21 protein-coding genes, 1 tRNA gene and 1 riboswitch are annotated in these 23,437 nt (G+C 73.6%); of the genes, 13 read left to right on the top strand and 9 right to left on the bottom strand.

What is annotated here, in order from left to right:
• Positions 1-21: 21 nt before the first annotated feature.
• Complete coding sequence (locus AC1UE5_RS25940) at positions 22-888, bottom strand: PHP domain-containing protein (protein WP_482928837.1); 867 nt, start codon at positions 886-888, stop codon at positions 22-24.
• Between the two features lie 33 nt (positions 889-921).
• Here AC1UE5_RS25940 and AC1UE5_RS25935 point away from each other — a divergent pair, with 33 nt between their 5' ends.
• Positions 922-1,263, top strand: coding sequence for a hypothetical protein (locus tag AC1UE5_RS25935; protein ID WP_482928836.1), 342 nt, complete (start codon positions 922-924; stop codon positions 1,261-1,263).
• An 18-nt stretch (positions 1,264-1,281) separates the two neighbouring features.
• Here AC1UE5_RS25935 and AC1UE5_RS25930 read toward each other — a convergent pair whose 3' ends face one another.
• Positions 1,282-2,658 carry an FAD-binding oxidoreductase gene (locus tag AC1UE5_RS25930; protein ID WP_482928835.1) on the bottom strand — a complete coding sequence of 459 codons (1,377 nt, stop codon included), beginning with the start codon at positions 2,656-2,658 and terminating at the stop codon, positions 1,282-1,284.
• A complete protein-coding gene (locus tag AC1UE5_RS25925) occupies positions 2,655-3,368 on the bottom strand; it encodes a FadR/GntR family transcriptional regulator (protein ID WP_482928834.1) in 714 nt (237 codons plus the stop codon). The genes AC1UE5_RS25930 and AC1UE5_RS25925 overlap by 4 nt, the downstream gene beginning before the upstream one ends.
• Before the next feature lie 73 nt (positions 3,369-3,441).
• On the opposite strand from AC1UE5_RS25925, the gene AC1UE5_RS25920 reads away from it, so the two are divergent.
• The 4 genes from AC1UE5_RS25920 to AC1UE5_RS25905 all read left to right on the top strand — a co-directional run bounded on the left by AC1UE5_RS25920 (position 3,442) and on the right by AC1UE5_RS25905 (position 6,196).
• Positions 3,442-3,870 (top strand): VOC family protein, encoded by a 429-nt coding sequence (locus AC1UE5_RS25920; RefSeq protein ID WP_482928833.1) that lies wholly within the window; start codon positions 3,442-3,444, stop codon positions 3,868-3,870.
• Positions 3,871-4,006: 136 nt separating this feature from the next.
• The gene (locus AC1UE5_RS25915) at positions 4,007-4,486 is read left to right on the top strand and encodes a hypothetical protein (protein WP_482928832.1); all 480 of its coding nucleotides are present in this window, start codon (positions 4,007-4,009) and stop codon (positions 4,484-4,486) included.
• Positions 4,486-6,057: a GMC family oxidoreductase gene (locus AC1UE5_RS25910; protein WP_482928831.1), complete on the top strand. Its 1,572-nt coding sequence runs from the start codon at positions 4,486-4,488 to the stop codon at positions 6,055-6,057. Before AC1UE5_RS25915 ends, AC1UE5_RS25910 begins: the two co-directional genes overlap by 1 nt.
• Positions 6,058-6,123: 66 nt before the next feature.
• Positions 6,124-6,196, top strand: a tRNA-Thr gene (locus tag AC1UE5_RS25905).
• A 78-nt stretch (positions 6,197-6,274) separates the two neighbouring features.
• Here AC1UE5_RS25905 and AC1UE5_RS25900 read toward each other — a convergent pair.
• Positions 6,275-8,455 carry a methyl-accepting chemotaxis protein gene (locus tag AC1UE5_RS25900; RefSeq protein ID WP_482928830.1) on the bottom strand — a complete coding sequence of 727 codons (2,181 nt, stop codon included), beginning with the start codon at positions 8,453-8,455 and terminating at the stop codon, positions 6,275-6,277.
• 158 nt (positions 8,456-8,613) lie between these two features.
• A complete protein-coding gene (locus AC1UE5_RS25895) occupies positions 8,614-9,372 on the bottom strand; it encodes a collagen-like triple helix repeat-containing protein (RefSeq protein WP_482928829.1) in 759 nt (252 codons plus the stop codon).
• A gap of 72 nt (positions 9,373-9,444) precedes the next feature.
• Here AC1UE5_RS25895 and AC1UE5_RS25890 point away from each other — a divergent pair, with 72 nt between their 5' ends.
• From AC1UE5_RS25890 to fdhA, 3 genes are all read left to right on the top strand, one after another.
• Positions 9,445-10,809 (top strand): MurL-like N-terminal domain-containing, encoded by a 1,365-nt coding sequence (locus tag AC1UE5_RS25890; RefSeq protein ID WP_482928828.1) that lies wholly within the window; start codon positions 9,445-9,447, stop codon positions 10,807-10,809.
• Complete coding sequence (gene murD, locus AC1UE5_RS25885; RefSeq protein WP_482928827.1) at positions 10,790-12,154, top strand: UDP-N-acetylmuramoyl-L-alanine--D-glutamate ligase; 1,365 nt, start codon at positions 10,790-10,792, stop codon at positions 12,152-12,154. Before AC1UE5_RS25890 ends, murD begins: the two co-directional genes overlap by 20 nt.
• 71 nt (positions 12,155-12,225) lie before the next feature.
• On the top strand, positions 12,226-13,467 hold the full coding sequence (fdhA, locus tag AC1UE5_RS25880; protein ID WP_482928826.1) for a formaldehyde dehydrogenase, glutathione-independent: 1,242 nt from the start codon (positions 12,226-12,228) through the stop codon (positions 13,465-13,467).
• Between the two features lie 15 nt (positions 13,468-13,482).
• Here the strand turns inward: fdhA and AC1UE5_RS25875 are convergent, their stop codons facing one another.
• Positions 13,483-13,704: a hypothetical protein gene (locus AC1UE5_RS25875; RefSeq protein ID WP_482928825.1), complete on the bottom strand. Its 222-nt coding sequence runs from the start codon at positions 13,702-13,704 to the stop codon at positions 13,483-13,485.
• 84 nt (positions 13,705-13,788) lie between these two features.
• Here AC1UE5_RS25875 and AC1UE5_RS25870 point away from each other — a divergent pair, with 84 nt between their 5' ends.
• The 4 genes from AC1UE5_RS25870 to AC1UE5_RS25855 all read left to right on the top strand — a co-directional run bounded on the left by AC1UE5_RS25870 (position 13,789) and on the right by AC1UE5_RS25855 (position 18,106).
• Positions 13,789-14,928 (top strand): GTP-binding protein, encoded by a 1,140-nt coding sequence (locus AC1UE5_RS25870; protein ID WP_482928824.1) that lies wholly within the window; start codon positions 13,789-13,791, stop codon positions 14,926-14,928.
• Positions 14,927-15,111, top strand: a riboswitch (cobalamin riboswitch). Its footprint overlaps the gene before it by 2 nt.
• Positions 15,112-15,186: 75 nt before the next feature.
• Entirely contained in the window at positions 15,187-16,218 is a 1,032-nt protein-coding gene (locus AC1UE5_RS25865; protein ID WP_482928823.1) for an ABC transporter substrate-binding protein, read from the top strand.
• Positions 16,219-16,256: 38 nt separating this feature from the next.
• Positions 16,257-17,291, top strand: a complete 1,035-nt coding sequence (locus AC1UE5_RS25860) for a FecCD family ABC transporter permease (protein WP_482928888.1) — start codon at positions 16,257-16,259, stop codon at positions 17,289-17,291.
• Positions 17,288-18,106, top strand: a complete 819-nt coding sequence (locus tag AC1UE5_RS25855; RefSeq protein WP_482928822.1) for an ABC transporter ATP-binding protein — start codon at positions 17,288-17,290, stop codon at positions 18,104-18,106. Before AC1UE5_RS25860 ends, AC1UE5_RS25855 begins: the two co-directional genes overlap by 4 nt.
• Here the strand turns inward: AC1UE5_RS25855 and AC1UE5_RS25850 are convergent.
• On the bottom strand, positions 18,103-20,553 hold the full coding sequence (locus AC1UE5_RS25850) for a PhoX family protein (protein ID WP_482928821.1): 2,451 nt from the start codon (positions 20,551-20,553) through the stop codon (positions 18,103-18,105). The genes AC1UE5_RS25855 and AC1UE5_RS25850 overlap by 4 nt on opposite strands.
• 67 nt (positions 20,554-20,620) lie before the next feature.
• Here AC1UE5_RS25850 and AC1UE5_RS25845 point away from each other — a divergent pair, with 67 nt between their 5' ends.
• Positions 20,621-21,856 carry a YibE/F family protein gene (locus AC1UE5_RS25845; protein WP_482928820.1) on the top strand — a complete coding sequence of 412 codons (1,236 nt, stop codon included), beginning with the start codon at positions 20,621-20,623 and terminating at the stop codon, positions 21,854-21,856.
• Here AC1UE5_RS25845 and AC1UE5_RS25840 read toward each other — a convergent pair.
• Together AC1UE5_RS25840 and AC1UE5_RS25835 are read right to left on the bottom strand one after the other, a co-directional pair.
• A complete protein-coding gene (locus AC1UE5_RS25840) occupies positions 21,777-22,667 on the bottom strand; it encodes a bile acid:sodium symporter family protein (protein WP_482928819.1) in 891 nt (296 codons plus the stop codon). The genes AC1UE5_RS25845 and AC1UE5_RS25840 overlap by 80 nt on opposite strands.
• Before the next feature lie 77 nt (positions 22,668-22,744).
• Positions 22,745-23,413, bottom strand: coding sequence for a peroxiredoxin (locus AC1UE5_RS25835; RefSeq protein ID WP_482928818.1), 669 nt, complete (start codon positions 23,411-23,413; stop codon positions 22,745-22,747).
• Between the last annotated feature and the right edge of the window lie 24 nt (positions 23,414-23,437).

The following is a 23,437-nucleotide window of genomic DNA, read 5'->3' as shown; positions in this document are numbered from 1 at the left end:
CCCCGCTTGGCGGGCCGGTGATCACCCGATCGGGCCGAGGTTCGGCGTCCGGCCGTGGAGCTCGTGCGCGAGGAAGCGCGAGAACTCCGGGTGCCGCGGGCCGTGGAAGTCGCTGGAGCCCGTGGTGAGCAGGCCCGCGGCCGTGCAGTGGTCGTCGAGCAGCGCGACCTGCTCCGGCGTGTGGGTGACGTAGAAGACCTCGACGCCGTCGAGCCCGGCGGCGCGGAAGCGGTCGATGGTGTCGAGCGCGGCGCGGTCGGCCTCGACGTCCCAGAACGGGTGCGCCCACACGGCGACGCCACCGGCGCGGTGGACGAGGTCGATCGCCTCGGCGACCGTGGGGAACGTGCGGCGGCGGTACGCGGGCGTGCCCGGGATGAGGTAGGCGACGAGCAGGTCGGAGAACGTGTGCAGGCCCTCGTCGGCGAGGCGCTGCGCGTTGGCGGGGTGGTCGAACGCGGCGCGCGCGAGGTGCGGGCGGCCGATCGGCTTGCCGGCGGCGCGGCGGGCGTCGAGCGGGGCGGTGTCGAGCACGAAGCCCGCCTCCCGCAGCGCGTCGGCCATCCGGTCCGCGCGGGCGGCCCGGTCGGCCCGGTAGCGCTCCAGCTCGGCCAGCAGGTGCGGGTCGGTGTGGTCGATGCCGTAGCCGAGCAGGTGGAGGTCCTCCCCTTCCGGCTCCACGGTCGAGATCTCGACGGCGGGAACGACCCGCACGCCTTCGCGCTCCCCCGCCGCCAGCGCCTCGGGGACGCCGTCGACCGTGTCGTGGTCGGTCAGCGCGAGCAGCTCGACGCCGGCCCTGGCCGCCGCGCCCACGACCTCCGCCGCGGGCAGCGCGCCGTCGGAGTGGGTGGAGTGGGACTGGAGGTCGAACGCGACGGGGGACACGGTGCGGGGTATAGCGTCCCGGACCGCGCGCCGATGCCCTCCGCCGCAGAACGCCAGCTCCTTCTCGCCCCTGACCCGATCGCCCGTGCGGCGGCCGGGATGGCGCCCGAGCCCGAGCAGCGCTGGATGCTCCGCCAGCCTCGCGCGGTGCGGCGCTCGTTCCACGACGAGGTGCTGGGGCGCGGCGGGCTGGACGACGAGGCGGCGATGCAGGTGTGGATGCTCCACCAGCCGCTCGACGTGCGCCGCTCGTACGCCGAGCACGTGCTGGCCAAGGACCCGGCCGCCCCGCGCGAGATGGCGTGGATCCTCGGCCAGCCGGACGAGGTCTGCCGCTCGTTCGCCCGCTTCGTGCTGCTCGGCGAGCCCGCCTGAGCCCACGCGCGCCTGCGGTCAGACGGCCTTGCCCGGGTTGAGGAGGCCCTGCGGGTCGAGCGCGCGCTTGATCGCGTGGTGCAGCGCGTGCGCGTCCCCGAGCTCCTCGTGCAGGTACGGGCGCTTGAGGAGCCCGACCCCGTGCTCGCCGGTGATGGTTCCGCCCAGCGCGAGCGCCTCGTGGACGATCGCCGCGAACGCGCCGCGCGCCCGCTCGACGGCGGCCGGATCGGTGTGGTCGTAGACGACGGTCGGGTGCATGTTCCCGTCGCCCGCGTGGCCGAAGGTGCCGATCAGGACGCCGTGCTCGGCCGCGATCCGCTCCACGCCGGTGAGGAACGCCGGGATCGCGCCGAGCGGCACGCCGACGTCGTCGAGCAGCGTCGCGCCGCTGCGCTCGAGCGCGGGGAACGCCATCCGCCGCGCGGCCATGAGCATGCGGCCCTCGGCCTCCTCGTCGGTCGTGACCGTGATCGACGCGCCGGCCTCGTCGCAGATCCTCGCGAGCCGCGCGATGTCGTCCGCGCCCGCGGCGCCGCCGGAGTCCACGCGCGCGAAGACCATCGCGGCGGCCTCGCGGTCGAGCTCCATCGGCTCGAGGTCCTCGACCGCGTTGATCGTCGTGCGGTCCATCAGCTCCAGGACCTGCGGGCGCTCGCTGCGGACGATGCGGGCGATGGCCTCGCCGGCGCCGGGGAGGGTGGGGAAGCTCGCGGCGAGCGTGTGCGCGCGGGGCGGCGGCGGGAGCAGGCGGACGGTCGCCTCGGTGATGACGCCGAGCGTGCCCTCGCTCCCGCACAGCAGGCCCGCGAGGTCGTAGCCGGCGACGCCCTTGCGGGTCGCGTGCCCGAGGCGGTGCGCCTCGCCGTCGGCGGTGACGACCTCCAGCGCGAGCAGCGCGTCGCGCGTGACGCCGTACTTGACGCAGCACAGGCCGCCGGCGTTCGTGGCGACGTTGCCGCCGATGGTGGAGAACTCCCAGCTCGCGGGGTCGGGGGCGTACCAGAGGCCCTCGGCCCGGGCCGCTTCGCCCAGGCGCGCGTTGATCACACCGGCCTGCACGGTCGCGGTGAGGTCGCCCGCGCGGACGTCGGTGATGGACGTCATCCGCTCCAGGGAGAGGATCAGGCAGCCGTCGACCGCGTTCGCGCCGCCGGACAGGCCGGAGCCGGCGCCGCGCGGGACCACGGGGACGCCGTGCTTCGCAGCAGCCCTCACAGCCTGCTGCACCTCGCCGGTGGAGCCGGGGCGGACGAGCGCGACCGGCGCCCCCGCGTCGAGCAGCCCGGGCGCCGCCTGGTCGCGGCGGTAGGCCTCCAGGACCCCCGGGTCGGTGTCGAGCGGCCCGGCGCCCCGGAGCTCGTCGAGGAACGCGGCGGCGAGGGCCGCGCTCACGCGGGGCGCCCGTCGTAGAAGCCGAGCACGTGGTCGCGCATCCGCTCGCCCGCCTCGACGGCGTCGCGCCGCTCGATCGCGGTGAGGAGCGCCTCGTGCTCGTCGATCAGGCGGTCGAGCACCGGCTGCGGGTTCGGGAGCGCGCGGAGGTGGTCGAGGAGGTGCGAGGCGATGGAGTCGCGCACGGCGAGCATCACGAGGTGGAGCGCCTCGTTGCCGGACGCGCTGGAGAGCGCGAGGTGGAACCGCACGTCGGCCTGCTCGAACGCCTCCACGTCGGGCCCGGCGGCGACCATCATCTGCAGCTCGTAGCGGGCGTCGTGGAGGTCGGGCCGTGGGCGGCGGCGCGCCGCCGCCTCGGCGATCGCGGCCTCCAGGGCGCAGCGCAGCTGGACGAGGTCCCCGAGCGGGACGCGGCCCAACCGCATCAGGTGGACGAGCGCCTCGCGCACCGGGCCGGTCGACAGGTTCTCGGCGGCGGCGACGCGCAGCGGCGCGGTCGGGCCGGCCGCGACGACGAGCCCCTGCGCCTGCAGCGCGCGCAGCGCCTCGCGCACGCTGGTGCGCGACGCGCCCAGCTGCTCGGTCAGCTCGCGCTCGGACGGAAGCGGGTCGCCGGCCGAGAGCGTCCCGTCGAGGATCGCCTCGCGCAGCTGCTCGGCGACCTGGAGGTAGACGGGTCGTCGCACGACGCTCTCGAAGGACGCCATGGCGCGGAGCCTACCTCCTCGTCTGGACTGCTGGTCTGACAAGCGCGCTGCCGGGCGTGCGACGATGGGCGGCATGGCAACCCAACTGGTCCACACCTGCGTCCGCGTCGTCGACCCCGAGGCGTCGGTGCGCTTCTACGAGGCGCTCGGGTTCGAGCAGCGCGGCCGGCTCAACTTCGAGAGCGCCTACAACGTCTACCTCGGGCTGCCCGGCGGCGGCGACACGCTCGAGCTGACCGTCAACGTCGGCCGCACCGAGCCGTACGACCTCGGCGAGGGCTACAACCACGTCGCCGTCACGGTCGAGGACATCGACGCGGTGCTGGCGAAGCTCGCGGAGATCGGCGTCCAGCCCGAGAAGCCGCCGTACCGCCCCGGCGGCCGCGACGAGCTCCCGCGCATCGCGTTCGTCGCCGACCCCGACGGCTACCGCGTCGAGCTGATCGACGGCGGCCGGTTCGACACGCCGCAGGACCCGCCGCACCCCTCGACCCAGGGCTGACCTCGCGGCCGCGCGGCGCAACGTTCGCGCCGCGCGCGTCCGGTCTGCTTGTCAGACCAGCGGGTCAGGAGGTAGGGTCGGCTGCGGAGAGACGCCGGGGCGGGATCCCGGCGACGATGCTGGAGGAGAAGGGTCCATGGCCTCAGCCCCCGCGGCAGCTGCTGCCGCTTCCGCGCCCACGGCGCCGGCCGACACCGAGGCGGCCGTCCGCGCCGTCGCCCGGGTCATCCGCGCGATGTTCCCCCACGAGCGCTTCCCGGACGGGCCGTACGAGCGGAGCGCGCGGACGATCGTCGACGCGACCAAGGACGACGTCCGGTTCCGCACCCAGCTCGAGCAGGGGCTCCGCGACCTCGACGCGCTCGGCGGCGCGCCGTTCGCCGAGCTGGCGCCGGACAAGCAGCTGCAGGCGCTCCAGGCGATCAGCCACACCGAGGTCTTCGAGGGCATCCGCTCCCGCGTCGTCACCTCGCTGTACGACGACCGCGACGTGTGGACGCTGCTCGGCTACGAGGGCCCGTCGTACGAGCAGGGCGGCTACGTCGACCGCGGCTTCGACGACCTCGACTGGCTCCCCGACCCGCGCGTCGAGGAGTGGGACGGGGGCACGCGCTGATGCCGCGCTACGCGCAGGACGACGCCGACGTCGTCGTCGTGATCGGCTCCGGCGCCGGCGGCGGGACGCTCGCCAACGAGCTGTGCCAGCGCGGCGTCCGGACGGTCGTGCTGGAGGCCGGGCCGCACCTGACCAAGGACGACTGGGTCAACGACGAGTGGCCCGCGTTCAACCAGATGGCGTGGCTCGACAACCGCACGACGAGCGGCTCCTGGCGGATCGCGAAGGACTTCCCGAACCTCCCCGCGTGGACGGTCAAGGCCGTCGGCGGGACCACGACCCACTGGGCCGGCGCCTGCCCGCGGTTCAAGGCGCACGAGTTCCGCATCAAGTCCGAGTACGGCGGCGGCCTCGACGGCGCGAGCCTGCTCGACTGGCCGCTGACGCTCGAGGAGCTCGAGCCCTACTACGACCAGGCCGAGAAGCGCATCGGCGTGACGCACCGCCATGGCCGCCCGCCGCTCCCCGCGAACAACAACTACAAGGTGTTCGCCAACGGCGCCGAGCGCGTCGGCTACAAGGGCTACGCGACCGGCCCGTACGGCACGAACGCCGAGCCCTACGACGGGCGCCCCGGCTCGATCCAGGACGGGTTCAACTTCCAGGGCGACAAGAACGGCTCGAAGTGGTCGACGCTCGTCGCCGAGATCCCCAAGGCCGAGAAGACGGGCAACCTCGACCTCCGCGCGGAGTCGCAGGCCGTCCAGATCACGCATGACGCCAAGGGCCGCGTGGACGGCGTCCTCTACCTCGACGCCGACGGCAACCTCCAGCGCCAGCGGGCGCGCGCGGTCGCCGTGGCCTGCAACGCGATCGAGACCGCGCGGCTCCTGCTGCTCTCCGCCAGCCCGCTCTTCCCCGACGGCCTGGCGAACAGCAGCGGCCAGGTCGGCAGGAACTACATGCGGCACATGACCGCGAGCGTCTACGGACGCTTCGAGGAGCCGGTGCGGATGTACCGCGGCGAGACGATGGCCGGCATCTGCACCGACGAGGCCGGCAACGACACCGACCGCGGCTTCGCGGGCGGCTACTACATGGAGACGCTCTCGCTCGGCCCGTCGTTCCTCGCCGCGTTCGTCGAGCCCGGCGGCTGGGGGCCGGACTTCACGGAGATCATGGAGGCGTACGAGCGGACGGCGGGGATGTGGCTCGTCGGCGAGGACATGCCGCAGGAGACCAACCGCGTGACGCTCAACCACGCGGTCACCGACGCGCACGGCCTGCCCGTGCCGAACGTCCACTTCGACGACCACCCGAACGACGTCACGATGCGCGAGCACGCGTGGAGCCGCGGGGAGGCGATGTACGAGGCGGTCGGCGCGGTCGGCACGCACCGGACGCCGCCGTACCCGTCGACGCACAACCTCGGGACCGCGCGGATGAGCGAGCGGCCCGAGGACGGCGTCGTCGACAAGTGGGGCCGCGCGCACGACGTCCCGAACCTCTTCGTCAGCGACGGCAGCGTGTTCACCACGGGCGCCGCGGCGAACCCGACCCTGACCATCACCGCCCTCGCGATCCGCCAGGGCGAGCACCTCGCGGAGGAGATCCGAACCGGCGCGCTGTGACCCTCGCTTCGCCGCCGCTAAGCTGTGCTGCTCACGGCGCGCGCCCGCCCGCGCGCGCCGCGAAGTGCCGACATAGCTCAGCTGGTAGAGCACTTCACTCGTAATGAAGGGGTCCCCGGTTCGAGTCCGGGTGTCGGCTCCTCAGCAGCACGAAGGCCCGCCGATCTGGCGGGCCTTCGTCGTTCCTGCAGGCCTCGCGCGTCGCCGCGCGGGGCGGTCAGTCGGTGAGCGTGAAGCGCCCGACGAGCCGGTCGAGGTCCTCGGCCGTGCGGCTGAGCGCCTGCGCGGACGCGGCGATCTCCTCCGCGGACGCCGAGGACTCCTCCGTCGAGGCCGAGACCTCCTGGGCGTTCGCCGACGACTGCTCGCTCACGGCGGCGACCTCGGCGATCTGCTCCTGCATCCGGTGCGCGTCCGTCGCGATCGACTCGGCGGTCGTGCGGATCTCGCGGACCCGCTCGCCGACGCCCTCGACCGTCCCGACGATGCGCTCGAACGCCTCGCGGGTCGCCGCGACGCGGGTCGTGCCGTCCGCGGAGTGCTCGCGGGCCTCGCCCACGGCCTGGACCGCGGTCTCGGTCCCCGCCTGGATCTGGCGGACGAGCTCGGTGATCTCGGCGGCCGCGTTCTGCGACTCCTCGGCGAGCTTGCGGACCTCCTCGGCGACGACCGCGAACCCGCGGCCCTGCTCGCCGGCGCGGGCGGCCTCGATCGCCGCGTTGAGCGCGAGCAGGTTCGTCTGCTCGGAGATGCCGCTGATGGTCTGGACGATCGTGTCGATCTCCTCGCTGCGCGTGGCGAGGTCGGAGATCGCGACGTCCACAGCCTCCGACGAGCGGGCGACGGCGTCCATCGCGGCGGTGGCGGCGGTGGCGGTGTCGGCGCCCTCCTGCGCGACGTCGCGGGCGGCGACGGCGGCCTCCGCGGCCTCGGCGGCGCGCTCGGCGCTCTGGGTCGCGGCGGTCACGGTGTCGTCGGCGACCATGCGGATCTCGTCGATCTGGCGCGCCTGCTGCTCGGCGCCGCTGGCGACCTCGCCGATGGCGGCCGCGATCTCACCGACCGCGCGGCCGGTCTCGTCGGACGTCGCCGCCATCTGCTGCGACGCGCTGTTGACCGTGCCGGCGGTGCCGGTCACCTGGCCGAGGATCGAGCGCAGGTCGGTCACGAGCGCGGAGAACGCGTTGCCGAGCGTGTCGCGCTCGGACTTCGGCGTGATCTCCACCGTCAGGTCCCCGCCGGCGACCTTCGTGGCCGCGCCGGAGATGTCGCGCTGGTAGTCGACGATGGCCTCGAACGAGCGGGCCATCCGGCCGACCTCGTCGTGCGAGCGCACGTCGAGCGCGACGTCGGTGTCGCCCTCGGCCAGGCGCTCGGCGGCCGCGGCCACCTCCTGCACCGGCTTGGCCAGGCGCTGGGCGACGAAGACGATCATCGCGGCCGCGGCGAGCAGCAGGACGAGCGCGACGACGATGAGCTTGGTCCGCAGCGCGGCGGCGTCGGCGAGCACCTCGTCCATCGGCGCGACGGTCAGGTACGCCCACTTGCCGGTGGCGACGGGCGCGCTGCTGACGAGGACGTCCTTGCCGGTGAACGGGTCGGTCGTCTCGGCGTGCGCGGCGCGGCCGGCCTTCACGGCGGCGGCGATCTGCGCGAGCTCCCCGCTGCCGTCCTTCTCGGCCAGCTTGGTGAGCGTGCCGGTGCCGAGCTGCTTCTTGTCCGGCGCCGAGACGAGGATGCCGCCGTTGGAGACGAGCATCGCGTAGCCGGAATCGAGGATCTTGCGCTTGCTGATGGCCGCGTGCTGCTGGTCGAGCGTCGCGTCGACGCTCGCGGCGCCGATGAAGCGGTCGCCGGCGTACATCGGCACCGCGTAGCTCGTCCACACGATGCCGTCCCAGGCGTACGGCTCGTTCACCACCGCACGGCCCTCGTCACGCGGCTGCGCGTAGAAGGCGTCGTCGTCGGTCGGCGGCTTGCTCAGCGGGTGGAACGCGAGCTTGTCGCCCTCGCGCGAGAAGTACGTGCCGAAGCGGCCGTCCTTCATCGCGCCGGTCGCCTCGTCGCCACGGTGGGCGGCGTCGGCGCCGTCGAACGCGTTCGGCTCGAACACGAACCCGAACGACATGAGCGAGCGGTCGCGCACGCCGAGCCGGCGCACGTCGTCGAGCACGGCCGCGCGACTCTGGCCGCGGTCGCCCTCGACCATGGTCGCCAGGGCCTGCGCGGACGTCATCTTGGACGCGACCTCGGCGTCGAACGCGTTGGCGTCCGCGGCCGCGGTCTGGCCCATCTTCTCGACCGCGTCCTCCCGTGCGCGGTCGGTCGCGCTGGTGATCGCCAGCGTGGCTAGCGCCGCGAGCGCGAGCACGACGACGGGGAGGAGGTAGGTCAGCATGCGCGCACGCAGGGACCCGGTGAGAGCGCGGGCCGGCCGCGCGACGAACGAAGGCATAGCTCTCCGCAGGTCGGACGAGCCGCCGGGATGTTGAGGGGGTCAGGCGACCAGCGTGGACGTGCGTTCAGTCACGAACGCCCGACTTGGCGCCGCCGCGCTCAGTCGACCACGAACGCGAGCAGTCGGACGTTCGTGCTGTCCTTGCCCGTGTTGGTGCCGACCACCTCCTCGGTGACGTGGAGCGTGTGCGTTCCGGCCGGGACGTCCGGCGTGATGCCGCTCGCGAGCATGAACTCCTCGTTCGACTGCCCCTTCGGCGTGGAGACCACGTAGAAGACGCCGCGGGCGTTGCGCGCGGCCGGGGTGTCCCGGTCGATCGTGACACCCAACCTGCGCGTGCAGTGGGTGGCGCTGCCGGCGGCGCAGTCGAGGCGGAACGACCCGCTGAGCTGCACGAAGATCCGGCCGGGCTCGTCGAGCGTGATGGTCGTGCCGTAGCCGACGAGGATCGGCGAGACGGTCGGGTTCGTGATGTCGGACCCCGCCACGGTGATGCCGGAGATGCCGGCCGGCCCGGGCTCGCCCTGCGGCCCGGCGACGCCCTGCAGGCCCTGGACCCCCTGCAGCCCCGGCTCCCCCTGCGGGCCGGCGGGACCTTGCGCCCCGGTCGCGCCCGCGGGGCCGGTGGCGCCGGCCGGGCCGGTCGCGCCGGTCGCGCCGCGCGTTCCGGCGGTCGACTTCGCGTCGAGCTTCTTCCGCACGGAGCTCGCGAGCTTCGACTCGCTCACCGCGCTCTTGCGGATCTGCGCCGACCCGACGCTGTTCTTCGGCAGCTGCACCGCCGCGTAGGACGTGCCGCCCAGCGCGACGAAGAGCGCGAGGAGGCCGATGTGGTGGCGCTTCAGGTAGGCGAGCATTGGCGCGGGAACGCTACCGGTCGTGTCAAGCGGCACGTGCGGCGCGTGGCGCGGCGCTCGTACCCTTGACGCGTGCCCGAGACCGAGCGGTTCGACCCCACCGCGTACAGCACGTTCCGGTTCGTCTCCCGCTCGATCGACGGTGACGGGCGGGTGGAGCTGCGGTACGCGCTCGACGACGCGCACGAGTTCGTCGAGGTGTACGAGGTGCCCGTCCCGGACGGCGGCATCCCGGAGGGCGACCCGCGGGTCGAGGCGATCCTCGACCTCCTCCACTGGACCGCCGGCGTCAGCTACTACAAGACCGCCGTGCCGCCCCGCGTGGCCATCGACGGCGACCGGCAGCCCACGCCCGCGGCGGCCGACCTGCTCGAGGCGCTCTACAGCGAGGGGCTGGGGGAGTTCGCGTACCGCAACGCGCTGCCGCATCTGCCGCGACCGGTCTTCCCGCGCGCGCCCGCGCGCGAAGCGGCCGGCGAGCAAGGGCGTGGGGAGCTGCGCCGCGTGCTCGTCCCCGTCGGCGGCGGCAAGGACTCCGCGGTCGCGATCGAGATCGTCCGCCGCTCGGGTCTCGACCTCGCGCTCTTCTCGGTCAACACCGCCAAGCCCATCGACGCCACGGTCGAGGTCGCCCAGCTCCCGCGGCTGCTCGTCCGCCGCCGGATCTCCTCCCACCTGATCGAGCTCAACGGGCAGGGCGCGCTGAACGGGCACGTCCCGATCACCGCGATCGTCTCGTGCGTCGCGCTGCTCACGGCGGCCCTGCACGGCTTCGACGCCGTCGCGCTGGCGAACGAGCGCAGCGCGAACTTCGGCAACGTCGCGTTCGACGGGGTCGAGGTCAACCACCAGTTCTCCAAGAGCGCGCTGGTGGAGCGGATGTTCGCCGCCGCGCTCGCCGAGAGCGCTCCGGGCCTCCAGCTCTTCTCCATCGTCCGCCCGGCGTCGGAGCTGGCGATCGCCCGCGCGTTCGCCCAGCTCGACGCGTACCACCCGGCCTTCACGAGCTGCAACCGCAGCTTCACGATCGACCCCAGCCGCCGCCTCACCCACTGGTGCCGCGACTGCGACAAGTGCCGGTTCGTGTTCCTCGTCCTCGCGCCGTTCCTCGACCCCGACGCGCTGGAGCGCATCTTCGGCGGCGCGATGCTCGAGGACCGCGCGCAGTACGACGGGTTCGCGCAGCTGACCGCGACCGGCGGGCTGAAGCCGTGGGAGTGCGTCGGCGAGGTGGAGGAGAGCGTCGCCGCGATCCGCCTCCTGGCCGCCGACCCGCGCTGGCGCGACCAGGCGAACGTCAAGCGGCTGGCGGCCGAGGTGCTCCCGCGCTTCGACGGGGCCGCGAGCACCCAGCCGGACGCCTACTTCCGCCTGAGCGACGAGCACGGCGTGCCCGACGAGCTCCTCGACGACGTGCATGCGCTTCTCGGAGCTTGACGGCCGCACGGTCGGGGTCTGGGGCCTCGGCCGCGAGATCCGCTCGTTCGCGACCCAGCTCGCGCGGCGGCTGCCGGGCGCGCGCATCGCGGCGGTCGCGCTCGACGCGCCCGACGCGGAGGAGCTGCCCGACGAGGTCGCGGCGTTCGCGCCCCGCGTCACCGGCCCGGGCGCGGAGGCGGTCGCGGCGCTCGGCGCGTGCGACGTCGTCGTCCGCTCCCCCGGTGTCTCGATCCACCGCGACGAGCTGCGCACGCTCGCGGCCCGCGGCATCCCCCACACGACGCCGACCGGCCTGTGGCTCGCCGAGCACGGCCCGCAGCGCGTCATCGGCATCACCGGCACGAAGGGCAAGTCGACCACGGCGACCGCCGCCGCGCACCTGCTGCGCGCCGCCGGCGTGCCGGTCGAGCTGGCAGGCAACATCGGCCGCCCGGCACTCGACCTGCTCGACGTCGCCGGCCCCGACACGTGGGTCGTGCTCGAGCTGTCGAGCTACCAGATCGCCGACCTGCCGGCCGGCCCGCAGATCGCGGTGATGACGAACCTCTACGGCGAGCACGTCGACTGGCACGGGAGCGTCGAGACGTACCGGCGCGAGAAGCTCCGGCTGCTGAGCCTGCCCGGGGTCGCGACCTGCGTCCTGCGCCCGGCCGACGCGGAGGCCGTGGCGGCGGCGAGCCGGACCGCGCTGCGGGTCGTGTTCGAGACGCCGGAAGGCTGGCATGTCGAGAGGGACGGCGGGATCGCGGACGGCGCGGGCGTGCACGTCGCAGCCGACGCGCTCCCCCTCCGCGGCCGCCACAACGCCGCGAACCTCTGCGCCGCCCTCGCCGCCCTCGACGCCGCCGGCCTCCCGCGCCCGGCGGACCTCGCGGCCGCGCTCACCGGCCTGGAGCCGCTCCCGCACCGCCTCCAGACCGTGCTAACGCGCGACGGCGTGGACTGGGTCGACGACTCGATCTCCACCACGCCCGAGTCGACGCTCGCGGCGCTCGCCGCCTACCCCGGCCGCGACCTCGTGCTGATCGCCGGCGGCACCGACCGCGAGCAGGACTTCGCGCAGCTGGCCGCCGAGCTGGCGCGCCGTCCCGACGTCACGCTGCTCGCCGTTCCTCCCACTGGCGCGCGGCTGCTCGCGGCGGCGCGCGAGGCGGGCGTCCCGGACGCGCGCGCAGCCGCCTGCGCCGATCTCGACGAAGCCGTCGCGGAGGCTCACCGCCGCGCGACGTTCGGCACCACGGTCCTGCTCTCCCCCGCCGCCCCGAGCTACCACGCCTACCGCGACTTCACCGAACGCGGCAGACACTTCCTCGACCTTGCCATGGCGGCGGCCGAGTGGTAGTCCACACCTGACGCCCGGGCTGAAGCGCAGGGGCGACCAGCTCCGGGTCCGGGCGGGAGAGGAGCACGCACATGGCGGACAACCATGGCGTCGCGTACATGGGCCCCAAGCGCGTCGAGGTCCAGTCGATCGACTTCCCGAAGCTCGAGCTGCAGGACGGGCCGGGCGTCCACCCCGACAACGTGGGGCGCAAGTGCGACCACGGGGTGATCCTGCGGATCGTCGCGACGAACATCTGCGGCAGCGACCAGCACATGGTCCGCGGCCGCACCACGGCGCCGGAGGGGCTGATCCTCGGCCACGAGATCACCGGTGAGGTGATCGAGGTCGGCCGGGACGTCGAGTTCATCAAGAAGGGCGACATCGTCTCGACGCCCTTCAACATCGCCTGCGGCCGCTGTCGCAACTGCAAGGAGGGGCACACCGGCGTCTGCCTGACGACGAACCCGGACCGGCCGGGCTCGGCGTACGGCTACGTCGACATGGGCGGCTGGGTCGGCGGCCAGGCGGAGTTCGTGATGGTCCCGTACGCGGACTGGAACCTCCTGCCGTTCCCCGACAAGGACGAGGCGATGGAGAAGATCCTCGACCTCACGATGCTGTCGGACATCTTCCCGACCGGCTACCACGGCTGCGTGAGCGCGGGCGTCGGCACCGGGAGCACCGTGTACGTCGCGGGCGCCGGGCCCGTCGGGCTCGCGGCGGCGCACTCGGCGCAGATCCTCGGGGCGGCGGTCGTCATCGTCGGCGACCTGGTCCCAGAGCGGCTCGCGCAGGCCCGCAGCTTCGGCTGCGAGACGATCGACGTCTCCAAGGGCGACCCGAAGGACCAGATCGCGGAGATCCTCGGCGTGCCGGAGGTCGACTGCGGCGTCGACGCGGTCGGGTTCGAGGCCCACGGGCACGGCTCGCACGCGGGCGAGGAGGCGCCGGCGACGGTCCTCAACTCGCTGATGGACCTCACGAAGGCCGCCGGCCAGCTCGGCATCCCGGGGCTCTACGTCACCGGCGACCCGGGCGCGGCGACCGAGGAGGCGAAGGTCGGCTCGCTGTCGATCCGCATCGGCCTCGGCTGGGCCAAGTCGCACCGGTTCGTCACCGGCCAGTGCCCGGTCATGCGGTACCACCGCGGGCTGATGGAGGCGATCCTCGCCGAGCGCGCGCACATCGCGAAGGCCGTCAACGCGACGGTCATCAACCTGGACGACGCTCCGCAGGGCTACGCCGACTTCGACGGCGGCGCCTCGAAGAAGTTCGTCCTGGATCCGCACGGGCTGCTGAAGAACGCCCGGCCGATCCCGCTGCCCGCGTAGGCCGCGGGCGGTTCGTCAGGCGGGGGAGCGGGCCGGCGCATCCGGCCCGCCACCCTCCGTCAGCTCCGCGATCCGCGCGCGCAGATCGGCGGCGTGCTCGCGGATCGCGGTCAGCCGCGGGTCGGTGCCGAGCGTGTGCGAGTGGCCCATCGCGAACGCGTACTCCATCGAGCCGATCAGCTCGCGGTACTCGGCGCGGAGCGCGTCGAGCTTGGTCATCGGGAGGTGGTGGGGCATGGGACGGGGTGCCCGTTCGCTTCGCCCCGAAATCCAGACGGCGCTCAAACTGAGAATAGATCTCATTTTGGTAGCGTGGGAGGCATGGACCTCCCACGCCTCCCCGTGACCGTCCTGTCGGGCTTCCTCGGCGCCGGCAAGACCACCCTGCTCGAGCACGTCCTGCGCAACCGCGAAGGGCTGCGCGTCGCCGTGATCGTCAACGACATGAGCGAGATCAACGTCGACGCGCAGCTCGTCGCGCGCGGCGACGCGTCGATCGACCACGTCGAGGAGCGGCTGGTCGAGATGAGCAACGGGTGCATCTGCTGCACGCTGCGCGAGGACCTGCTCGTGGAGGTCGCGCGGCTGGCGCGGGAGGGGCGGTTCGATCACCTGCTGATCGAGTCGAGCGGCATCTCGGAGCCGATGCCGGTCGCGGAGACGTTCACCTTCCCAGGCGAGGACGGCGTCGCGCTGAGCGACCTCGCGCGGCTCGACACCATGGTCACCGTCGTCGATGCGTCGACGTTCCTCGACGAGTGCGCGGGCCACGACGACCTCGCCACGCGCGGGCTCGGGCTGTCCGACGAGGACGACCGCGCGGTGGTCGACCTCCTGGTCGAGCAGGTCGAGTTCGCCGACGTGATCGTGCTCAACAAGGCCGACCTGGCCGGCGACGAGACGCTGCAGCGCACCGCGGCGGTCATCCGCACGCTCAACCCGGCCGCGACGGTGATCGGCGCGGTGCGGGGCGAGGTGCCGGTGAGCGAGGTCGTCGGTACCGGTCGCTTCGACCTCGAGCGCGCCGCCAACGCGCCCGGGTGGCTGAGCGTCATGCGCGGCGAGGAGCAGCCGGAGACCGAGGAGTACGGCATCGGCTCGTTCGCCTACCGCGCCCGCCGCCCGTTCCACCCCCAGCGGATCTGGCGGCTGATGCAGGCGCCGTGGGAGGGCGTCATCCGCGCCAAGGGCTTCTTCTGGCTCGCCGACCGGCCGCACCTCGCGGGCGAGTGGTCGCAGGCGGGCGGCGTCCTGACCGTCGGTCCGGCGGGCATGTGGGAGCGGCCCGGCGACGGCGTGCAGGAGCTGGTCTTCATCGGCACCGACCTCGACGAGCCCGCGATCCGCGCCCGCCTCGACGCCTGCCTGCTCACCGACGCGGAGCTGAGCGCCGGCCCCGACGCGTGGCGCGCGATGGCTGAGCCGGGCATGGACGCTTGGGTCCCCGCCGCCGTCGTGTAGGGTCCTGCCGCGAGCCAGTCGTACCCACCCTGGGTCAGGGAATCCGGTGAGAAGCCGGAGCTGACGCGCAGCGGTATGGGAGACGGAGGCGGCGACACGCCACTGGCCTGCTCCGGCAGGCTGGGAAGGCGCCGCGTCCGGACGATCCCGAGCCCGAAGACCTGCTGGCTTGCGGCCCGCCGTGCACGCTCGTGCGCGACCGGCCGGATCACGCCAAACGGGCTCCGCGTACGGGCCCTCTGATCGAAGGAGACCGCGATGCGCTCGCGGCTGGTGCAGGTCCTCGTCGTCGCCGTGGCCGCTGTGGCCCTGGCCGGATGTGGGGAGAACGAGAGCGAGACGGCCGCCGCGGCGCCCAGCGCCGCCGACTACCCGATGACGCTGCGCAACTGCGGCCGCACGGTGACGGTCGACGCTCCGCCGCAGCGGGCGGTGTCGGTCAACCAGGGCTCGACCGAGGTGCTGCTCTCGCTCGGCCTGGCCGACCGCATGGTGGGCACCGCGACGTGGACCGACCCGGTGCGGGAGAACCTCGCGGCGGAGAACGCGAAGGTGGAGCGGCTCAGCGACGACGCGCCCTCGTTCGAGCGCGTGCTGGCGCGCGAGCCCGACCTCGTCACGGCGTCGTTCGGCTTCGCGCTGAACGGCGAGGATCCGGACCGGCGCGCGAAGTACGCGCAGCTCGGCGTCCCGACCTACATGGCCCCGTCGGAGTGCACCGACCGGCCGGGCGGCGGCAGCGGCGACGGCCCGCGCTCGAAGCCGCTGAAGATCGAGGTCATCTACGACGAGGTGCGCGAGCTGGCGCGGATCTTCGGCGTCGAGGAGCGCGGCGAGCAGGTCGTCGCCGACCTGCGGCGGCGGCTCGCGGCGGCGTCCGGCGACGTCGCGAGGCCGGGCGTCACCGTGGCCTTCTGGTTCGCCAACTCCAAGGCGCCGTACATGGCCGGCTGCTGCGGCTCGTCGGGCATCATCTCGCGCGCGGTCGGCGTCGAGAACGTCTTCGCGGACACCCACGACGAGTGGCCGCAGGTCAGCTGGGAGAGCGTCGCCGAGCGCGACCCGGACGTGCTCGTGCTGGGCGACCTGACGCGCCGCCAGCAGTCCGCGGAGAGCTTCGACGCGAAGGTGCGGTTCCTCGAGCGCAACCCGGTCACGCGCCGGCTGACCGCGGTGCGCAAGAAACGCTACGTGGCGATGAACGGGGCGGACCTGAACCCGTCGCTCCGCACCGTCGACGGTGTCGAGAAGCTGGCGGCCGGGCTGCGCCGGCTCGGGCTGGCGCGGTAGTGCACGAGCTCGCCCCTGACGTCCGCCCGGCGGTCGCGCTGCCGGCCCCGGCCCGCCTCGCCGTCCGCGTCGCGGCGTGGGCGGCGGGGCTCGCCGTCCTGCTCGCGTCGCTGGCGGCGTCGATCGCGATCGGCCCGGCGGACCTGTCGGCGGGCGACGTCGCGCGCGTGGTCGGCGAGCACCTGGGGGTCAGCGGCGACGCCGGCGTGACGCGCATCCAGGACGGCATCGTGTGGGAGCTGCGGCTCCCGCGCGCGCTGCTCGCCGCGGTGTGCGGCGCGGGGCTGGCGCTGTGCGGGGCGATCATGCAGTCGCTGCTGCGCAACCCGTTGGCAGACCCGTTCGTGCTCGGGATCTCCTCTGGCGCGTCGACCGGCGCGGTGCTCGTCGTGGTGCTCGGGATCGGGGGCGGCGCGGTGTCGCTGAGCGCCGGCGCCTTCATCGGCGCGCTGGTGGCGTTCGGGCTCGTGCTGCTCCTCGCGGCGGGCGCGGGTGGCGGGACCGACCGCATCGTCCTCGCGGGCGTCGCGGGCACGCAGCTGTTCAGCGCGCTGACGTCGTTCATCGTCACCTCGTCCGCCGACGCCGAGCAGACGCGCGGGGTGCTGTTCTGGCTGCTCGGCTCGCTGGCGGGCGCGGACTACGGCGACGTGCTCGTGGCGGGCGCGGTCGCGGCGGTCGCGATGGCGGTGTGCGTCGCGCAGGCCCCGGCGCTCGACGCGTGCAGCTTCGGGCAGGACGCCGCCGCCGGGCTCGGTGTGCCGGTCGCGTGGCTGCGCGGCCTGCTCCTCGTCGTCACGGCACTGCTCACCGCGACGCTCGTGAGCGCGGCGGGCGCGATCGGGTTCGTCGGGCTCGTGCTGCCCCACGCGGCGCGGCTGCTCGTCGGCCCGGGCCACCGCATGCTGCTGCCCGCCACCGCGCTCGTGGGCGCGATCTTCCTCGTGTGGGTCGACACCGCGGCGCGGACGGTGCTCGACCCGCAGGAGCTGCCGGTCGGCGTCGTCACCGCGCTCGTCGGCGTCCCGGCGTTCGCGGCGATCCTCTACCGCCGTCGCGGGCGGAGCGCATGAGCGTCGCGGCGCGCGACGTGCGCTGGTCGGCGGGCGGCCGGCTGATCGTGGACGGCGTCTCGCTGGACGTCGCGCGGGGCGGCACGCTCGGGCTGCTCGGGCCGAACGGCTCGGGCAAGTCGTCGCTGCTGCGGCTGCTCGCGGGACTGCGCCGGCCGGATGGCGGCGCGGTCCTCCTCGACGGGCGGGAGCTCGGGACGCTCAGGCGGCGCGACGTCGCGCGCCGGCTCGCGGTGGTCGACCAGCACGCGACGACCGACGTGGAGATCACCGTGCTCGACGTCGTCCGGCTCGGCCGCATCCCACACCGCGGCGCGTGGACGGGGCGCAGCGCGGCCGACGACCGGGCGGTCGCCGAGGCGATCGCGCGCACCGACCTCGCCGACCGGCTCGCGCAGCCGTGGCACACGCTCTCCGGCGGCGAGCGCCAGCGCGTGCAGATCGCGCGGGCGCTGGCGCAGGAGCCGACCGAGCTGCTGCTCGACGAGCCGACGAACCACCTCGACGTGCACCACCAGCTCGACCTCATGACGCTGGTGAGCGAGCTGCCGATCACCACCGTCGTCGCGCTCCACGACCTCAACCTCGCGGCGCTCTACTGCGACGCGGTCGTGGTGCTCCAAGACGGCCGCGTCGTTGCCGCCGGCACGCCCGAGGCCGTGCTCACGCCGGCGCTGATCGAGCGCGTCTACCGCGTCCGCGCGGTCGTCGCCCGCGACCCCGACGACGACCACCTGCACGTCCGGTTCCTGCCCGGCCGGCGCCTCGCGCCGCGCGCCCCGGAGCGGGCGCGCGGCGTCGAGCGCACGGCCTAGCCGCGGAGCTTGATCGTGTCCTTCAGCGCCTTCTTGGTGCCCGGCACGAGCGCGGTCAGCGTCGCCGTCAGGGACTTGCCCTTGGCGGCGGAGCGGATGCGCGCGCGCATCAGGCGGCCCGGCTTGACGCGGACCTTGTAGGTGCCCGCCTTCGTCACGCGCCGCTCGGCCCGCGCGATCGTCACCGTCGCGGTGCCGCGGCGGCCGACGCGCGGGAGCTTGGCCGTCAGTCGCACGACGATCGTGCCCGCGTTCGCGGCGTAGACCGTCACCAGCGTGCCCTGCGTCAGGAACGTCGCCACGCTCGCCGACGACGGCAGCGACGCGGTGGGCTTGTTCGGCTTCGGCGGCTGCCCGGGCTGGGGCTGCGGCTGCGGCGGGATCGTGTTCTGCGGCGGCGCGTCAGGCAGCCACTCGGGCACCCTCTCGATCGCCACCGTGGTCGGGATCGGGGTGGACGGGTTCAGGCCCGTCGTCTTGTTCCCCTCCGGCCAGTAGCTGCGGTACGTCGTGGGATCGCCGTACACCGACTCGGGCCGGTCGGCGGTCACCTCGCCCGGGTGCTGGACGTTGATGAACAGCGTCCGCTCGTCGGGCGTGAAGTACGGGCCGGTGCCCTCCGCCTCGATCGGCATGTTCGCGAAGCGGAACGCGACGCCGGCGTTCGGGCCGCTGCGCGGGATCATGAACACCGCGTTGTTGCCGTGGTAGTCGTACCACGTCTTCGCGCTGGTGGAGCCCTTGAGCGACGACGACGAGATGTCGGTCACCGTCCACACGTTGCTGGCCTGGTCGATCACGAGGTTGTCGCAGGACGAGAAGCCCTGCTCACCCGCGTCGGCGCGGCCCGTCGGGCCGCCCTCGGCGTAGTCCTCCCACGTGAACGTCAGCGCGGTCGCGTCGTTGCCGTCCTCGACGAGCCTGCGGATCGCGCCGTGCTGGTCCTTCACCGCCGAGTTGTTGGTGAACGCGATGTAGACCGTGCCGTCCACGTCGACCTCGACGTCCTCGGGGCGGTTCGTCGCGAAGTGGGTGTCCCACTCGTTGACGCCGTCGCCGTTGACGAAGTTGAAGCGGCCGGAGTAGTTGGCGGCGGCCGGGTCGGTGACCCCGGCGGCGCGGCGGTTCGACGCGGGCGAGGCCGCTGCGGACGGGAAGCCGCCGAGCATCAGGCGGGTGTCGTGGAGCTCCCACTCGTGGACCTCGACCCACTCGCCCGTCCCCGACGTCGGGGTGACCGGGTCGACGTCGCCGTCGGCGGCGAAGCGGCGGCGACCCTCCGGCGCCCAGCGCGCGACGTAGAGCGTGCCCTCGCTGAGGATGCGCAGGTTGTGGTCGCGCGAGTCCGGGGTGTAGGACCGCGAGGAGACGAACTTGTAGACCGCCTGGTTGGTCTGGTCGTCGCCCATGTAGAGCACGAACGGCTTGTTCTCCTCCGCGCGGAACGCCGTGTTCTCGTGGCGGAAGCGGCCGAGGGCGGTGTGCTTGCGGCCGGTGAAGTACGGGTCGTACGGGTCGTGCTCGCACACCCAGCCGTACAGGCGGCTCTCGTTGGAGGCGCCGGTGGTCGGGTCGTACTCGTCCGGGTCGACCTGGCCCCAGCCGTAGCCGCCGGGCAGCGGGTAGCCGTACGAGTCGTAGTTCTCCTCGCAGGAGAGCGCGGTGCCCCACGGCGTGATGCCGCCAGAGCAGTTGCCGACGGTGCCCTTGGCGCGCGTGCCGATCGCGACGGTCGCGGCGCGGGAGCCCGGGACGGCGGCCTGCAGCACGACGTCGCGCGGGCCGGCGAGCGGGCCCGTGATGTCGAGCGGCGTGTCGGGCATGCCCGGAACGTCGCCGCCGAAGACGCGGCGGTTGTACTTGGAGGGCGAGACGACCTCCCAGCGGTGGTCCTCCGAGGCACGCTTGACGTGGAGGATCGAGTTGCCGACCGACTCGATCTCCTCGTGGATCGCGGCGTCGGTCTTCGTCTGCGTCGCCGGCTGGCCCTGGACGGGCTTGAAGCCGTTCTGGAAGAACGGCGACGGGTACTCGTGGTTGACGAAGAGCAGGCCCTCGTCGTTCGAGCCGTTCAGCGGGAAGAACGCGAGGTAGTCGTTGTTGTAGCCGTAGCGGTAGACGGTGCCGTCGGTGTTGGCGAACTCGTCGCCGTAGCCGATCAGCGTGTAGGCGCGGAACCCCTCGGGGACCTGCAGCTGGTCGGCGCTCGACGCGGCGATCGCCTTGAAGTCGGAGAGCGGCGTGGGCGGCTTGAGCTTGGCCGCCTCGGCCTCCTCGCCGCCGAAGAGGTCGGTGACGCCGGCGGCGCTGAGGACGGAGGTGGCGGCGACCGTGCTGGCGCCGCTGGCGGCGATGCCCCGGACGAAGGTCCGCCGGGTGTGACCCGCCGGGGCGTCGCCCTCGGGCTGGGCGGCGTCGGGTGCGGCGGGGACGGAGGTGGGTTCCATCAGCGGAAGGCTTCACGGCGCGGCGGGGAAGGCTGTGAAGTCGTCGTGAACTAGGGTGCACCGCCGCGTGGCCCACGATCACCACCACCACCACGACAGCGGCCCTTCGCTCGGTCCCCGCGCGCTGCTCGACCTGCTTTGGGAGCGCCCGGCGGGCCGCGTCGTCGCCGCCGCGCTCGTGCTGCTCGTGGCGGGTGTGATCGCCGGGCTGCTCGCGCTCTGGCCGTCCGGCGAGCGCTCCGGCGGCAACGACTGGGCGGGGAGCGGCACGACGTACGCGGCGGAGGTCGACCGGGTCGTGCGGGAGCGGTGCGAGCTGTCGCGCGACGTCCCCTGCCAGATCGTCGAGGCGACGCTGACCGAGGGGCCCGGGGCGGGGCGGCGGACGACGCTCACGCTGTCGGGCACCGACGTCGCGCCCGAGGTCGGGCCCGGCGACACCGTGCGGCTGGCGCGCAACCAGGCGCCCGAGGGGGCGGACGTCGACGAGTACGCGTTCGCGGACTTCGAGCGGCGCGCGCCGCTGGTGTGGCTCGCGCTCGTGTTCGTCGCGCTCGTCGTCGTGCTCGGGCGGTGGAAGGGCGTCCGCTCGCTGGCCGGGCTCGCCCTCTCGCTGCTCGTCGTGACGCAGTTCATGGTCCCCGCGATCCTCGACGGCTCGGCGCCGCTGGCGGTCGCGCTCGTCGGCGCGCTGGCGGTGATGCTGCTGACGGTCGGGCTCGCGCACGGCCTCGGGGTGACGAGCGTCGCGGCGGTGCTGGGGTCGGCCGCGTCGCTGCTGGCGACCGCGCTGCTCGCCGTGCTGTTCGTCGGCCTCGCGCACATCACCGGCGCGTCGTCGGAGGAGGCGACGCTCCTCAACGCGTCGGGCGGGAGCACGCTGTCGCTGGAGGGGCTCGTCCTCGCCGGGATCGTCGTGGGAGCACTGGGTGTGCTCGACGACGTGACGGTCTCGCAGGCGTCGACGGTGCTCGCGCTGCGGCGCGCGAACCCGCTGCTGCGCGGGCGCGAGCTGTTCCGCGAAGGGCTGAGCGTCGGCCGCGACCACCTGAGCGCGACGGTCAACACGCTCGTCCTCGCCTACGTCGGCGCGGCGCTGCCGGTGCTCCTGATCTTCGAGCAGGGCGGCATCGGGTTCGGCGACGCGGTGAACCGGGAAAGCGTCGCCGGCGAGGTCGTCGCGATGCTCGTGGGGTCGATCGGGCTGATCCTGGCGGTGCCGCTCACGACCGCGCTGGCGGCGTGGCTGGCACGGGCGCTGGTTCCAGCCCCGCCTGGCCCGCGACGTTCCGCCGGTGCATGACGCGCGCGAACGCGCCCGCGGTGAGGAACATGAAGCTCGAGTAGACCGCGGCCGGGATCGTCAGCTCGTCGGCGACGAGCGTGCCGACCCCGATCGCCAGCGACGCGTTGTGGAGCCCGAGCTCGATCGCGACCGCGGTCGACTGCGCGAGGTCGAGCCGGGCGAGCCGCGCGGTGACGAAGCCGAGCGCCATCGCGGCGACGTTGAGCGTCAGCGCGGCGGCGGCCAGCTCGCCGGCGTGGTCGCTGACCTCCTCGAACTCGGAGATCACCGCGCCGACGACCACCAGGAGGAACGCGACGAGCGCGAGGCGCTTGACCCGCTCCTGGTGCGCGTCGGCCCACGCGGTGCGGCGCGCGCGGACGAGCATCCCGAGCCCGAGCGGGACGACGGTGATCGCGAGCACCTGCGCGGCGATCCCGACCGCCCGCACGTCGTCGTCGATCGGCGCGTCGAAGTGCGCGACGGCGAGCGCGAGGTAGAGCGGCACCGTGACCGCGGCGGCCACGCTGCTCAGCGCGGTCATCGTGATCGACAGCGCCGTGTCGCCGCGCGCGAGGTGCGTGAGCAGGTTCGCCATCGTCCCGCCCGGCGCGGCGCCCAGCAGTACGAGCCCGACGGCGAACAGCGGCTCGAGCCCGTACAGCTCCGCCACCGCGAACGCGAGCAGCGGCGCGATGAAGAACAGGTTCGCGAGTCCGATCAGCACGCCCCGCGGCTGCGTGACCACCCGGCGGAAGTCGGCGAGCGTCAGCGTCAGGCCGAGGCTCGCCATGATGAGCGCCAGCGCGGCGGGCAGGACGGCGGTCACGCGCCAGCATCTTCACGCAAACCGCCGCCGCGCGCCACCGGTTCCAGGCAGCGCGGCGGCGGCAGGTGGCCGGGCTACTAGTTCGAGCCGTTCGGCGCCGGGACGATCCGGAGCCAGGGGCGCGGCGCGTCCCAGCCCTCCGGGTACTTCTCCTTCGCCTGCTCGTCCGAGACCGAGCCGGCGATGATGACGTCCTCGCCCGGCTGCCACTGGGCGGGCGTCGCGACCTGGTGGTTGGCCGTGAGCTGGAGCGAGTCGAGGACGCGGAGGACCTCGTCGAAGTTGCGGCCGGTCGTCATCGGGTAGATGAGGACGAGCTTGACCTTCTTGTCCGGCCCGATCACGAAGACGTTGCGGAGCGTTGCGTTCTGGGCCGGGGTGCGGCCCGTCGGGTCGCCCTCGACGTCGGCCGGCAGCATGCCGTAGGCCTTCGAGACCGTGAAGTCCGTGTCCGCGATGAGCGGGTAGTTCGGTGCGGTGCCCTGCGTCTCGCCGATGTCCTGGGCCCACTTCTCGTGGTTCTCCAGCGGGTCGACCGAGAGGCCGATGATCTTCGCGCCGCGCTTGTCGAACTCGGGCTTGATCGAGGCCATGTAGCCGAGCTCGGTCGTGCAGACGGGCGTGAAGTTCCGCGGATGCGAGAACAGGACGGCCCAGCCGTCGCCGATCCAGTCGTGGAACTTGATGCGACCCTCGGTGGTGTCCGCCTCGAAGTCCGGGGCGGTGTCGCCGATCGTCAGCGCCATGGGGGTACTCCTTCGGAAGGAAAG

It is taken from the genome of Parviterribacter multiflagellatus (genome assembly GCF_056863265.1).
The sequence above is the reverse complement of the archived record's forward strand: the minus strand, read 5'-3'. Positions and strand labels throughout refer to the sequence as shown.